11 protein-coding genes are annotated in these 13861 nt (G+C 47.3%); 1 reads left to right on the top strand and 10 read right to left on the bottom strand.

Features of this window, described 5'->3' with window-relative positions; all coding sequences use genetic code 11:
* Window positions 1-306: 306 nt before the first annotated feature.
* From FSB75_RS00625 to coxB, 9 genes are all read right to left on the bottom strand, one after another.
* Window positions 307-1425 carry an enolase C-terminal domain-like protein gene (locus tag FSB75_RS00625; RefSeq protein WP_146781408.1) on the bottom strand — a complete coding sequence of 373 codons (1119 nt, stop codon included), beginning with the start codon at window positions 1423-1425 and terminating at the stop codon, window positions 307-309.
* A gap of 228 nt (window positions 1426-1653) precedes the next feature.
* Entirely contained in the window at window positions 1654-3441 is a 1788-nt protein-coding gene (locus tag FSB75_RS00620) for a thiamine pyrophosphate-requiring protein (RefSeq protein ID WP_146781406.1), read from the bottom strand.
* An 85-nt stretch (window positions 3442-3526) separates the two neighbouring features.
* Window positions 3527-4918, bottom strand: a complete 1392-nt coding sequence (locus FSB75_RS00615; RefSeq protein ID WP_146781405.1) for a cytochrome b N-terminal domain-containing protein — start codon at window positions 4916-4918, stop codon at window positions 3527-3529.
* Window positions 4918-5421: a QcrA and Rieske domain-containing protein gene (locus tag FSB75_RS00610; protein ID WP_146781403.1), complete on the bottom strand. Its 504-nt coding sequence runs from the start codon at window positions 5419-5421 to the stop codon at window positions 4918-4920. Before FSB75_RS00610 ends, FSB75_RS00615 begins: the two co-directional genes overlap by 1 nt.
* Window positions 5399-5635, bottom strand: a complete 237-nt coding sequence (locus FSB75_RS00605) for a hypothetical protein (protein ID WP_146781401.1) — start codon at window positions 5633-5635, stop codon at window positions 5399-5401. The genes FSB75_RS00610 and FSB75_RS00605 overlap by 23 nt, the downstream gene beginning before the upstream one ends.
* Entirely contained in the window at window positions 5625-6407 is a 783-nt protein-coding gene (locus FSB75_RS00600; protein ID WP_146781399.1) for a cytochrome c oxidase assembly protein, read from the bottom strand. The genes FSB75_RS00605 and FSB75_RS00600 overlap by 11 nt, the downstream gene beginning before the upstream one ends.
* Window positions 6404-6952, bottom strand: a complete 549-nt coding sequence (locus FSB75_RS00595) for a cytochrome c oxidase subunit 3 (protein WP_146781397.1) — start codon at window positions 6950-6952, stop codon at window positions 6404-6406. Before FSB75_RS00595 ends, FSB75_RS00600 begins: the two co-directional genes overlap by 4 nt.
* Before the next feature lie 88 nt (window positions 6953-7040).
* On the bottom strand, window positions 7041-8687 hold the full coding sequence (ctaD, locus tag FSB75_RS00590; protein ID WP_146781395.1) for a cytochrome c oxidase subunit I: 1647 nt from the start codon (window positions 8685-8687) through the stop codon (window positions 7041-7043).
* Complete coding sequence (coxB, locus tag FSB75_RS00585) at window positions 8684-9640, bottom strand: cytochrome c oxidase subunit II (RefSeq protein ID WP_146781393.1); 957 nt, start codon at window positions 9638-9640, stop codon at window positions 8684-8686. The genes ctaD and coxB overlap by 4 nt, the downstream gene beginning before the upstream one ends.
* Before the next feature lie 367 nt (window positions 9641-10007).
* On the opposite strand from coxB, the gene FSB75_RS00580 reads away from it, so the two are divergent.
* Complete coding sequence (locus FSB75_RS00580) at window positions 10008-11834, top strand: glycoside hydrolase family 15 protein (protein ID WP_146781391.1); 1827 nt, start codon at window positions 10008-10010, stop codon at window positions 11832-11834.
* 410 nt (window positions 11835-12244) lie between these two features.
* Here FSB75_RS00580 and FSB75_RS00575 read toward each other — a convergent pair whose 3' ends face one another.
* Window positions 12245-13861, bottom strand: coding sequence for a glycoside hydrolase (locus FSB75_RS00575; RefSeq protein ID WP_146781389.1), 1617 nt, complete (start codon window positions 13859-13861; stop codon window positions 12245-12247).

Genomic DNA, 13861 nt, shown 5'->3' with positions numbered 1-13861 from the left:
GCTGATAAGTTTTTCACTGCCCTGCATCGAAGACTTCTTCCGGCCCGAAGCGTCGCACGTATGTAGAAGCCTTCGCAAAATGTTTGACCGACTCAAAGAGCCGAACGTGGAGGTGCGACTCTTTGAGTCGGGAGAAACGTTTACGCATGGTGCCCTAAACATGTAATCCTTCGGGCCGGAAACAACGGCCGTCATCGTTTCGAAGGTTTACTCGTCAACACAGCGGCACAAAAAATCTTAAAGTTTTCGTTGGTACGGTTCCGTTTTGAAGACCTATAAAATTTTAAAAGCCTAAAGGTCTTGCGGTTAGCATTTGTATTTTTCTGCGTCCCGGCGTTTGAATTCCAATCCAAAACCGGGACGTGATGAATCGGGTTTTATTTCTCCGTTCTCAACAGCGGGTACGCCGTCGAACAACGTGCGTTCAATGCGAACGTGGTCGTGGAAATATTCGGCGATGAAAAAAGACGGCAAACAAACGGCTGCGTGCAAATGCAGGGCTGGCGCACAATGCGATGAATACGGAAGCTGGTGCGCTTCAGCCAGAAAACCGGCTTTTAAAAATCCTGTAATGCCGCCGCAACGCGTGGCATCGGCTTGCAAAACATCAACGGCTTTTGCGTGCAGCATGGCTTCGAAATACGGCAGATTATAACCGTATTCGCCGGCGGCGATGTTCATTTGCGCCGGTGCGTGTTCGCGAATGAAACGCAGGCCTTCAAGGTTATCGGAAGAAACGGGTTCTTCAAACCAGCTAACGTTGTATTGCGAAACTTCAGCCGCTTTTTGCAAGGCTTGCTTTGCGCTGTAAGCACCGTTGGCATCAATCATTAATTGCACGTCATCTTTTAAAACATCTCTTGCTTCTTTCACCCGCTGCACGTCTTTTTCGGGATGCTTTCCCACTTTCATTTTCAGGTAGCGGATGCCTTCTTCTGGCCAACCCGCAAACTGTTGCTGCAACTGTTTTTTGTTATACGATGTAAAGCCGCCACTGCCGTAAACGAGCATGGCTTCTTTTACTTGTCCCAATAACTTGCAAAGCGGTACATCAAAAATTTTCGCTTTAAGATCCCAGAGTGCGTTATCAATGGCGGAGACGGCCATCAGTGCAATGCCGCAGGTTCCGCTGTTGCGAATTTGCTGCGTGAGAAAAAGATTAATGCCTTGTATGTCGAGTGCGTTTTTTTGAAGAACGAGTTCTTTTAATTTATTGCGAATAAGAAAGGCCGTCGCTTCATCTGCATATGTGTAACCAACACCGGTTTTGTTGGCCGCTTCTATTTCCACAAGAACAAGCGTGGTGCTGTTCCAGTCAATGGTTCCGTCGGCTTCGGGTGCATCGGTCGGAATTTTATAAGCCGATACGTCGAGTTTTTTTACGGGAACGAAATCAATAATCTTATTTACATCATCATCAATCATTTTTAATCCTCTTCAAAACTTTTCTTGAACCGAGAAGACATAACGAGCCGAAGGTTCACGAAGACTTTGCTCCTTCGTGATTCTGTTGTTGCGCAGCGTTCTGAACGTACGAGAGTGTCCTCCGACAAACTCAGGGTAAACTTGCAACCGGGCTTCACGGATCGACAAACTACCCGTTCATCATTATTCGCCTTTCATTGACTTCTTTTTCATCAGTTAACCAATCAATCAACCTTTTCCCGGAAAATATTCCGACCATACGTCCTTTGCCGTTTGCTTGATCATGTCCCAGGAATCGCTATCGCCGTGGAAGATGGCCGATGAAAACGCTTTCATTTCTTTCAGGCTTACGTGCGGCGGCGTCATCGGAACGTCAGGATCAGTATAAACGTTTAGCACGACGGGTTTTCGTACCACCATTGCCGTGTCCAGCGCATCTTTCACGTCAGCAGGATTGTCCACGCGAATGCCTTCCAGTCCCAACAGCTTTGCGTATTCGTCGTACGCAAAATCGGGCACGTCCTGCGACGCGTCAAACTTTGCATCGCCGATCATGACTCTTTGTTCCCAACTCACCATGTTCAGGTCGCGGTTGTTGAGCACCAAAATGATCATGCGGGGATCTTTCCATGTTTTCCAATATTTGGACACGGTTATCAACCCGTTAATGCCCAGCATTTGCATGGCGCCGTCACCTATCAATCCAATGGCAACACGATCGGGATAAGCAAATTTTGCCGCGATGGTATAAGGCATGCCCGGACACATGGTTGCCAGGTTGCCCGACAACGATGCCTTCATACCGGTACGGACTTTTAAATCTCTTGCAAACCATGCAGCGGTTGACCCGCTGTCCGCCGAAAGAATGCAATTGTCGGGTAAACGTTTCGACAATTCCCAATACACGTATTGCGGGTTGATGGGATCGGCGCTGTTCTGCGCTCTTGCATCCAGTATCTTCCACCACTTGTCAATGTTGTCTTCTATGCTGGTTCGCCAACTTCTGTCTTCTTTTCGTTTTAAATAAGGAATAAGTGCTTGCAAAGTTGCTTTGCTGTCGCCTTGCAAATTCAAGGTCATGGGATAACGAATACCGAGCATCTTTCCGTCAATGTCAATCTGCACGGCTTTGGCTTGTCCTTCTTTTGGCAGAAATTCAGAATATGGAAAGCTCGAACCCACCATCAACAACGTATCGCAACCGGTCATCATGTCCCAGCTTGGGCCGGTTCCCAACAAGCCAATCGAACCGGTTACAAAAGGCAAATCATCCGGCAACACAGCCTTGCCCAACAAGGCCTTCGCTACACCGCAACCAAGAATGTCCGCTACCTGTATAATTTCTTCTTCGCAACCTTTTGCACCGGCACCAACAAGCATCGCCACTTTTTCGCCTTCGTTTAAGATGGCAGCCGCCTGTTGCAAATCGGTGTCGTGCGGAATAATGCGCGGCCTTTTGTATCCGACGCTTGAATGGATTGTACCGTGCATTCGTTTGGGTTCTTCATAATCCAGTTCCTGCAAATCATTTGGAAAGATGATGCAGGTAACGGTTCGTTCGGCAAGCGCAATGCGAATGGCGCGGTCAACAAGATGTCTTGTTTGCGAAGGTTCGCAGGCCATGTGCACATAAGCACCGGCCACGTCTTTAAACAAAGTAATGAGGTCAACTTCTTGCTGATAGCTTCCGCCCAGTGCTGATCTTGCCTGTTGTCCAACGATGGCCACAACGGGTTGATGATCCATCTTGGCATCGTACAAGCCGTTGAGCAAATGAATGGCGCCAGGGCCCGATGTAGCCATGCACACACCAACTTCATCGGTAAATTTTGCGTGAGCGCAAGCCATGAAGGCCGCCATTTCTTCGTGCCGTGTTTGAATGAATTGAACTTTGTCTTCGGCGCCGCGCAGCGCCGCCATGAAACCGTTGATGCCGTCGCCGGGATAACCAAAGATTCTGTTGACGCCCCATTCGTGAAAGCGATTGATAAGGTATTCTGCAACCGTTTGTGCCATAGGTTTTGTTTTTTACCGTGAGTGTGGAAGTGGATGGCACGCGATTGAGGTACTAAGTAGAATTCAAATACCAGACCAACGGAAATTAATTTCTCGTTTTTAAGAAAGCCACTAACTTTTTTAATTCATCGTTTGACAAAGAGCTACCGTAAGCCGGCATGTTCTTCGCGCCGTTTGCAATGCGTATGGTGATTTGTTCTTCGCTCAATCGGTTTGCAACGTGTGTTAAATCAGGCCCGACTTTTCCGCCTTCGTTGTTGATGCTGTGACAATACAAACAGGCTTTTTGCTGAAACAAAACAGAACCCGAAAGCGCTAAGGAATCTGTTGCGGGAATTGAAACTTTCGTCAACGCTTTTGCGTTAAAGTTTGGCGACCAGTTGGCATTTTTTCCAACAAACAACAAAGACACGACAACGATCACGACGAAACAACTTCCCACAATTGCCCAAGGCCTTTTGATCGGACTGCGTTCGCCTTTGTTGGAAACAAAAGGCAGGGCGAACAACAAGAAGAAAAGAAGCAAAGGGCCAAAGAACATCACGTAGGATTCAATCTTCGCGGGCATCAGCGCAAAGAGTGCGTAAATCCACAAGAGGTACCAATCGGGTTGCGGTGTTGTGATCACGTTGGAAGGATCGGGCGGCTTTGTTAGCGCCGGCGGCCCAAAGACGACGGCCAACACAACGATGGCCATGATGATGAGCGAACCAAACAATGCATCACGCCAGGCCGCATAAGGCCAGAACGGAACGCCGCTGTTGCGCAGCATGTTTTTATACCATTGCCGGTACGTTCGCGGGTCAACCAATTGTCCGGCTTTTGGGGGTTCTGAAATGCCGTTGCGCATCACCAGCCACAAATGAAAACCGGTGAAAACAAAAAGCAAGGCGGGAATTAAAAAAACGTGGTAAGAAAAAAATCGGCTGAGGCTTTGTCCACCCAAAGTATCGCCGCCCAAGAGCAAGCGTGCAAGCGACTTTCCGATGAGGGGAATTCTTCCCATTTGTTCGGCTGCAACTACTGCCGACCAAACGCCGTTGTCATCCCAGCGCAACAGTTGTCCGGTAAAGCCCATTCCCACCGTTAACAACAATAACACAACGCCGCTAATCCAACTCATTTCGCGTGGATATTTATACGCAGCAGTGATATACGTTCGCAACATGTGAAGACCAACCATTACAATCATTCCCGACGCACCGAAGTAATGAATTCCGCGCAAGGTTTTTCCCAACGAGGCTTTGTACGTAATGTATTGCAGCGATTGAAACGCTTCCTGGCTTGAGGGTTGGTAAAGTAGCGCAAGACCAACGCCAGTTGCTACCTGCAGCACAAAACAAAACAACGTGGCGCTGCCAAAAACATAAGCCCACTTTGAACCCGGCGGCACGGGATGATCCAGCAACGGCTTCAGCATTTCGGTGAAGCCGCTTCGGTCGTTGAGCCATCGTGCTGCTTTTTTCAACGGGTTCATTATTGCGTAATGGTTGTTATAGGCACCGGCGCCGTTCTAATTTCAACGTCGTTCTTGTTTATACGTACATCAATTTTTGTGAGTGGTTTTGGCGGCGGACCTGCAGCTACGCTCCCGTCTTTGTAATACACGCCGCCGTGACAAGGACACAAAAACAATTGCGCTTTGTCTTCCCAACGAACCGGACAACCGAGGTGCGAACAATGCGTTGAAAAGGCAACGAACCTGTCTTCTGTTTCTCTTCGCAACCAAGCCGCTGCCTTGGCCGTAACACCCGCCCAGGGCAAAGGATCGGCGTTCACGTATTGAATCAACTTGGTTTCGCCAACGGCAATGTCGGAAAGACTGGCAACCCTTCGCCAGGCTTGCTTTTGCCGTTGCAGCAAAGGCCCAAGCAATGCGCTAAAAATGGGCACGGAAACAAGCACCGCCGGAACGGCGCCAGCCAGCAACGTCAATCGCACCAAAAATTTGCGCCGGTCAAGATTCGTCTGTTCGTTCATGCAATAATTCTTTTATCCATCCGTAAAGCGAAAGAAAAATTCCAACAATGCCGGCCACCGAAATGATCCAGGTTGCCAGCAAGCCCCAGCCTAAAAGCAAGAGCGAAAAGGCGAGCAAAAAAGGCGTGTAGGTTGGGCGTGGTAAAACCTCCGGCTTTGCTTTTACAAATTCCTGCTGTGGCGGTTTTATTTCTTCTTCTGTATTATTCGGCATAGGTGATTGCTTCTTCTTTTTGTTTAAACCATTGCATCAACAAAACCATCGCGCCGCTCACATAAATCAGGCAACAAGGCACCCACATAATCAAACCTGCGGCCTGTTGATCGGTGGCCTGCGTTATGCCTGATTGAAGAATGATTTTATTCAAACCAAGATTATCGTGCATCGATAAAAAATGACGATACATTCCCGGTGGCGCAAACGTGATGAGCAGGCCGAGCAAAGAGCAACCTACGCAAGCCGTGAACAGGTAAACCACTCCGGACAATGCATCGAGCCGGTAATTTTTATTGGGATGAATTACAGGTGCGCTAAACAAAATACCGGCAGCGATTAAACTCACAGCTTCGGTGATGTGAACGATGCCAAGGCCGTTGTGATGGGACAAAGCCATTGCCGAATTAAAGAGCACCGGCACGTGCCAGAACCACATCGTTCCGATTCCGGTTAACCATCCGGCCAGCGGATGTTGTTTTAAGAAAAGGAAAAAAGTGCCGAAGCGTTTTCCATCCGGTGGCAAGCACAACACAAGCAGCGGCCCGGCGGCAAGCAATAACAATACGTGCACAATCATGTGCGCCGAGAACAAATAGTGCGAGGACAAAACCGCCAACGGCGAAAAAAAACAAAGCGCCACCAACAGCAAGGTTGCAAACGCAACCGTTTTTTTTGAAAAGCCCTTTGTAAAAAACATGAAACCTGTTATCAGCAACAAAAGCGTTGTTGCCGTTCCGTCAATCTGCCAATGTGCGAGCAATTCTTTCATAACAAATAAGGCAACACGTAAACAGTGGTGAAAACAAAAATCCAAACTGCATCTACAAAATGCCAATAGATGCCTACGGTACTGACGACCGTCGAACCCTTGTCTCGCAAATAACCGTTCATCGTTAACAACAAAACGATGAGCAAAACAATCAGGCCGATGAAAACGTGCAAGCCGTGAAAGCCGGTCAGCGTGTAAAAGCTGGAGCCAAATTCACTCTTGCTTATCCAAACGTTTTCGTTGATGAGATTGTAGTATTCGCGGCCTTGGCCGGCCAGAAAAATACCTCCAAGGAGTATGGTTGCAATTAGCCAGCCTTTCATTCCTTTATTGTTTTGCTGACTGTGAGCCTTTTCGGCCCGCCAAAAGGTAAAGCTGCTGCCCAGCAACAATACGGTAAACAAGCCCGTTGTTTTTATGTGCAAATGCGCCGCTGCTTCCTGCTGAAAGTTTCCGCTCTTCCAAAAAAAGAGATAGGAAACAATGAGGCAGATAAAAAAGACAGCCTCGGAGCCGATGGTTAATTTCATCATTAGTCTGTTCATGACCGCGGATTGTCGGGATTTTTAAATGATTACCCGGATTGTTTCGCTGTTTCTTTCTTCTTTTTTCATTAACCAATCAACTGATCAACTAATCAACATCTCTCTTCTCCAGATTCTTCAAATCGTAAAACGGTCTCCGGCTTGTGACAACCGGCACGTTTTCAAAATTTTTTTGGCACGGCGGAGAATCAGCATACCATTCCAGTGTAAAAGCATTCCAGGGATCTTTGTTTTTTATCTTCTCGCCTTTCACTGTTTTATAAATGTTGTACAGCAAAACCATCACCGCCGCAGCCATCAAATAAGCGCCGGCGGTTGACAGCAGATTCAACAACGTGTAGTACGGAATGTTTTGATAGGTATAAACTCTTCGCGGCATGCCCATCAGCCCCAAAAAATGTTGCAGAAAAAACGTGAGGTTAAAGCCCGCAACAAACAACCAGAAAAACCACTTGCCCAACTTCTCGTTCAACATACGGCCGCTGATTTTTGGGAACCAATAAAACAAAGCCGAGAACAAGCCAAACAAGGAACCGCCGAGTATCACGTAATGCAAATGCGCTACCACATAATAGCTGTCGGTTAGTTGCCAATCAATGGGCACAATGCTAAAAGCAATGCCCGTTAAACCGCCGATGGTGAATTCGATTAAGAACGCAACGGCAAAAAGCATGGACGTCGTTAAGCGGATGCGGCCACCGTACATCGTTGCAATCCAGTTGAAAATTTTAATGCCCGTAGGAATACCGATCAACATGCTGCTGGCGCCAAAAAAACTGTTCATCGTGTTGCCCAAACCCGCTGCAAACATGTGGTGCGCCCACACGCCAAAGGATAACAAACCAATGGCAACAGACGAAGCGGCAACAAAGGCATAACCAAAGATTTTCTTCTGCGAAAAAACCTGGAAGACCTCTGAATAAATGCCAAAAGCAGGCAGAATTAAAATGTACACTTCGGGATGGCCGAACATCCAAAACAAGTGCTGCCACAAGAGCGCAGAACCACCGGATGTTGTGTTGAAGAAATGCGCATCGAGCAAACGGTCCAACAGCAACATGCTTAGCGCAGCGTTCAGCGAAGGCAAGGCCGCGATGATTAAAAATCCGTTTACCAAAGCCATCCACACAAACAACGGCAGGCGTTTTAATGTCATGCCTTTTACCCGCAGCTTTAAAATGGTCACAACGATGTTAATGCCGGTTGTAACGCTGCCAATGCCGCCGAGCAACAAACCCATTGCGTAATAATTGATTCCCGGTGAAGTAGAATACTGCGACTGATTGAGCGGCGCATAATTAAACCAACCGGCATTGGGTGCACCGCCCGCAGCAAAGCTGAAATAAAGCAAGAGCCCACCAAAAAACGTCATCCAAAAAGAGAAGGCGTTTACTCTTGGAAATGCCATTTCATTAGCGCCGATCATGAGCGGCGTGAGGTAAACCGTAAGTCCCAACAAAGCCGGCATCATTACAAAAAAAATCATCGTCACGCCGTGCATGGTGAAGAGTTGATTGTAAGCTTCTGGGCCGAGCAAATGATTGTTGGCAACCGCCAGTTGTGTTCGCATCAGCAAAGCTTCGGTGCCGCCAATGATAAAAAACAGCAGCGCGGCCAACAAGTACAGTATGCCGAGCTCTTTGTGATCAACCGTAGAAAGCCAGCGCAACAAAACCCTGTCTTTGTGCGCAACAGGTAGATCGTGTTCAATGTTGTCGAGTAAAATTGCTTTCATTTCAAACTCCACAAATAAGCGGTAAGGGCTTTCGCCGTTGAATCATCCAACAAAAAACCGGGCATGTTGGCGCCGGGCTTTATTTGCTGCGGATGCCTGATCCAGCTTTCAAGGTTTTGCGGATTGTTTTCCAAAAGGCCTGCCAGCAACGTTTTGCGGCTGGCAAGATGCGTAAGATCGGGGCCTGCAATTCCTTTTGCCTCCGTTCCGTTTATGCGGTGACAGTTGCCGCAGGTTTTTGTTTGAAACAATTGTGCCCCGTTGTTCAACGATGCAGCCGTAGCCGGTTGTTGGTGTTGCGTCAACCAATTGTTGTAATCAGCTTCTGTTTGCGCCACAACTTTAATGCGCATGTGTGCGTGCTGTGCGCCGCAAAATTCGCTGCACACACCGTAGTATTCACCGGGTTGTTTAATGTTGAGCCATAAAAAATTTTCCTGCGTTGGTACCATGTCCATCTTGTTGCCAAACTGCGGTATCCACCAGTCGTGAATCACATCAGCAGCCAACAACTTCAGCAAAATATTTTTGCCAACGGGCAGATGAATTTCGTTGGCCGCAATTACGTTAGCGGAAGGATATTTTGCTTCCCACCACCATTGATGCGCCGTGACGACAACATCGGGATTTATGCCTTTCGCATCAGGCTCAACACTGCGGATCGTCTTTATATTGAAGTAAAGAAAAACAGCAACCAGCAAAGCGGGAACCCCGATCATTGCAATCTCCCATTTTGGATTTAAGCTTTTTTCGGGAGACGCTTTTTTCTCGCGAAAGCGGTATAAAACATAAGCCGTAGAAATAGCAACAACGAGTAAAATAAAACCCCCAGCGAGGTAGAAATAATTGGCCAAACGGTTGATCTCTTCTGCTTGTTGGGAAGAAGACTTCAGCACGGTTTGCAACGGAACGTCCATTGCGGCTTGTAGAAGGCTTCCCCATCCGAAAAACATAAAACGGTTTTGACGATCAACACAAAAACGATACCGTCGAACTGCAAGTAGTCTGAGCAGAGCAAGTAAAACGCGATGATTAACTTCTCCACAAAACCTTGCATCACCGTCAAAATCTCTCTATAAATTTTTCGGGGTAGCTTAAAGAAAAAACTGCTGGAATTAATGATTTCTTGTTGGCTGACGCTTACTACTTGTTGTGGACCTGATGTCAACTCAATGCGAGGACGGTCAGCCAAAATCAGCACCACCGCAAAAGGCAAGACAGAGGTTGGTGCATTTGTTGATACAGGCTAAAGAACGGAATGCGATAAGTGTGAAAAGAAGAATGTAGAGCCGGGCACTTCATCCGTTTTCAGCAATAATTATGACAAAAAAGAAACACGGCGATTACCTGCCTATTGAAGACTACGGCATCATCGGCAATTTGCAAACGGTTGCCCTTGTGTCGAAGCGTGCTTCCATTGATTTTTTTTGTTTTCCCCGTTTCGATTCGCCTTCTGTTTTTTGCAAACTATTGGACGCAAAAAAAGGCGGCTTCTTTTCCATCACGCCGCAAATGAAAGACGCGGTTGTAAAGCAATTGTACCTGCCCGACTCCAACGTTTTGGTTACGCGTTTCTTTTCGGAAGAAGGCATTGCCGAGATCATTGATTACATGCCCATCGAAGGCCCCGGCGCCATCGTGCGCAGGGTTTCCACCATACGCGGCAAGGTTGATTACCAATTGTGCTGCGCCCCACGTTTCGACTACGCTTCGGCTTCTCACAGCATCAAAAAAAGAGGGAAAGATTATTTGTTCGTGCCCGGGAAGAAAGGTTTCCCCTGCCTTTTGTTGCAAAACGAAATGGACCTGGAGATGGACGGTGATGATGTGGTTGCAAACTTTTCTTTGAAAGAAGATGCGTACACCAGTTTTGTTCTTCGGGGTGATGAGGAGAAAGAAAAAGAAACACCAAAAAAATTTGACGACCGGACCTATCAATCTACGCTTCGCTACTGGCAAAACTGGATTGCCCAATCGAACTACGAAGGCCATTGGGAAGAAACGGTTAGACGTTCGGCCTTAACCCTGAAACTTCTGATTTGTGAACGTCATGGTTCAATGGTAGCAGCACCAACCTTCAGTTTGCCCGAAGCCATTGGCCAGGGAAGAAACTGGGATTATCGCTTTACGTGGATACGCGATGCGGCCTTTGCCATGCACGCCTTTTTGCAATTGGGTTTTTTGGAAGAAGCCCAGCAATTTTTAGAGTGGGTGAAGCGGCAAAGCGCCGAGAAAGAATTACAGCTAATGTTTTCGGTTGACGGGAAAACGGAACTTACCGAACGTTGCCTGGATTATCTTAAAGGCTATAAAGATTCGCAACCCGTGCGCATTGGCAATGCGGCGCACCAGCAAACGCAGATGGACATTTACGGTGAACTGCTGGAAACCGTTTACATTTTTGTTCGTCACGGCGGCGACATTACGTATGAGTATTGGAAGATCATTGAACACTACGTGGAACTGGTGATTGCCAATTGGCAGAAACCCGACCACAGCATTTGGGAAATACGCGGCGAGGAACGGGAGTTCCTTTTTTCGCGCATGATGTGCTGGGTAGCTCTTGACCGCGCCATTAAAATCGGCGACAACTTTTCTTACCCTTATGATTTTATCAAATGGCAGGACGTTCGGAATAAAATTTACGAAGACGTTTATCAAAATTTCTGGAGCGAAAAAAAGCAATCCTTTGTGCAATCGAAAGGCTCCGAAAACCTTGACGCAAGTGCTTTGTTGATGCCCATCTTAAACATGATCTCGCCGCATTCCGAACGCTGGAAAAAAACAATGGAAGCCATAGACAAGGAGCTTCGCTCGGACGTGTTGGTTTACCGTTACCGCGAGCAAAACGACGAAGTGGACGGACTAAAAGGAAACGAAGGAACCTTTACCATGTGCTCGTTTTGGTTTGTCGAGTGCCTGGCTTTATCGGGGCAAACGGAAAGAGCCAAAGAAAATTTCGAGAAGATGCTTGGCTATGCCAACCACCTGGGGTTGTATGCCGAACAATTGGGCAAGAAAGGCGAGCATCTTGGAAATTTTCCGCAGGCCTTTACCCATTTGGCGCTGATCAGTGCGGCCATTGAATTAAGCGACAAACCAATGGAAACATCACGCATTCAAACAAGAAACAAGCTGATGAAATGAAAAGGCGGTCACATCAATACCGCGCAGTTTTAGAACCAGGAGAAAGTGGTGACGAAAACAACCATTTCGATTTTATTCGAATCACGGTTAGTGAATAAGCCGTAGCTGTGTAAACAAAATTCTTGCTTATCGAAATTTCTGAGGCAGCCGGTTTACTTGTGAAGAATTGTCTGCCGTGTTCTTCTCAGCGTTTCAATCTTTAAAATAAAGTCGCCGCTTTTGTTTGCGCCTGCACCACATAAGCATGACAAACGAGAAAAATAGAAACGATGCTTGTTCTCTTTTTTATGCTTTGACTATTTGTTTTAAGCCGAACCCGTTCAAGTTATTTAAGCAACCGGCACTGCAATCAACATCAGGAATGCCCATCCAGCGTTCAACAATTTTCAGTCCCGCGTTCATAATATCTTTTACCGTTTTACCACGATCGTTGTGATGGAGCGGGGTTTTAAGGTTATGTTCTTCAATGAGGACAAAGGGTACAACTTCATGTTGTCTTCAGCACTGGCTGTTGTAATGTATTGCTTGATGCCTTTCATCTTTTTTACCCCAAGCGCTTCCACTTCAATATCTCTTGAAAGCGTTGTATAATTCACAGCCACGATAACCAATTCCTTTTTACCGGCAAATGCCGAAAGCATTACATCCTGCGCCGTACTTATGTTATTCAATCCATCATTTCTCGCGGTGACGATGCGCTTCATGCCGGGCCGGATAAAACGGCTGTAATGTCCCAATGCCCAAAGGTTTTTGGTGACGGTAAAATCGCCTTCGGTATTGGTTGAATTTGTCTTCAATACCACCAGGTGATAACGAACGTCAACATCAGGACGGCCCGGTTCCCAGGCATTCCAGAATTGCCAGGCTGTGGCGTTGGCAACGGCCAAATCGTAATGGACTATTTTGGCCAGGAAGAGTGCGCAATCCATCGCGGGAATACGTCCGCTTTTACCTTCTTTATAACCGTCCCCCAACATGCTGTATTCCGATTGCCAAAACGAGATGCCGTATTTCACAGCCGTATCCCGCAAGCGGCTTCGCACCGTTACAATTGCCGTATCGCCTTTGTCGGTAAAATAGCTATGGCCCGCAACGACGTGCAGCAAGGTTTTCAATTGACCGATAGAGTAAGGACTCGATGCGCTGTAAAAGGTTTGTATTTGTTTTGAAGCATGTCCGCTTCCTTCGTACAGCGAGGTGAGGTTACCGGCTTCGGGCAAAAGAATTTTTGTGGTCAAAGCTTTTGCACGCAAGGCGCTGTCTAACGAAACGGCAATGCGGGAAATGTCTTTGTTGTGCCAGGGCGAACCTTCTTGGTTCATTTGCCCAAACCGGTTCGACCAATCCCATTGCGGTTCATTCACGGGACTGATATACTTGAAATGCAAACCTTCTTTGTCAAAGTGCTGCACAACGGTTGCAAGAAAGTCTGCGTAAGCGTTGTACTTATCGTCGCGTAAGTTGGTTTCAAAATTTTTTTCCAGCTTAAAGCCCAAACCGTTTTTGGTGAATTGAACAGGCGGAGTGTTGCTAAACGCAATCAGGTTTTCAACACCGTATTGCGCAGCTTTTCTTACAAACCATAAATAACCGGCTTGCTTCTCCCAGTGATATGTTCCATCTGGCGAAAGAAAACATTCAACACGGCGTAAGGGATCACGAATGCCGCTGCTGTCGCCTTGTTCGGCCGAGCCACCGCCAATGTTGAAGCGGAAACAGGAAAGGCCAATGCCCAAAGGATTACCCAAAGAATCGAACGCTTTGCTGAAGAGGAGTTCTGCCATCCGCTCCTTTTTTGCACCGGGCCAATATTTGCCGATGCCTTCAGAAAACCATGCACCCGAAGCGCCGATGTTGTCAACCGTTTGTACTGTCTTCGTTGGATCAACGGTGAAAACAATAGGCTGGCTGTAAACCGTAAGGCAGAAGAAACAGGCGGCGAAGCAGACGAGATTTTTATTGCAGCGGTGAAAGCATTTGCCCGATAACAACAACGCACCAAATGATAAAAGTAGCCCGGTCTTCAT

Origin of the sequence: Flavisolibacter ginsenosidimutans, from assembly GCF_007970805.1 — a bacterium.
In the GTDB taxonomy this organism is placed as follows: Bacteria; Bacteroidota; Bacteroidia; order Chitinophagales; family Chitinophagaceae; genus Flavisolibacter; species Flavisolibacter ginsenosidimutans.
Note: the sequence above shows the minus strand (reverse complement) of the source record. Positions and strands in the feature narration are given on the sequence as shown.

Bases quoted from the DNA above. Each gene is read 5' to 3' on its own strand.
- FSB75_RS00625 (WP_146781408.1), bottom strand. From the start codon at position 1,425: ATGATTGATGATGATGTAAATAAGATTATTGATTTCGTTCCCGTAAAA.
- FSB75_RS00620 (WP_146781406.1), bottom strand. From the start codon at position 3,441: ATGGCACAAACGGTTGCAGAATACCTTATCAATCGCTTTCACGAATGG.
- FSB75_RS00615 (WP_146781405.1), bottom strand. From the start codon at position 4,918: ATGAACCCGTTGAAAAAAGCAGCACGATGGCTCAACGACCGAAGCGGC.
- FSB75_RS00610 (WP_146781403.1), bottom strand. From the start codon at position 5,421: ATGAACGAACAGACGAATCTTGACCGGCGCAAATTTTTGGTGCGATTG.
- FSB75_RS00605 (WP_146781401.1), bottom strand. From the start codon at position 5,635: ATGCCGAATAATACAGAAGAAGAAATAAAACCGCCACAGCAGGAATTT.
- FSB75_RS00600 (WP_146781399.1), bottom strand. From the start codon at position 6,407: ATGAAAGAATTGCTCGCACATTGGCAGATTGACGGAACGGCAACAACG.
- FSB75_RS00595 (WP_146781397.1), bottom strand. From the start codon at position 6,952: ATGAACAGACTAATGATGAAATTAACCATCGGCTCCGAGGCTGTCTTT.
- ctaD (WP_146781395.1), bottom strand. From the start codon at position 8,687: ATGAAAGCAATTTTACTCGACAACATTGAACACGATCTACCTGTTGCG.
- coxB (WP_146781393.1), bottom strand. From the start codon at position 9,640: ATGTTTTTCGGATGGGGAAGCCTTCTACAAGCCGCAATGGACGTTCCG.
- FSB75_RS00580 (WP_146781391.1), top strand. From the start codon at position 10,008: ATGACAAAAAAGAAACACGGCGATTACCTGCCTATTGAAGACTACGGC.
- FSB75_RS00575 (WP_146781389.1), bottom strand. From the start codon at position 13,861: ATGAAGACCGGGCTACTTTTATCATTTGGTGCGTTGTTGTTATCGGGC.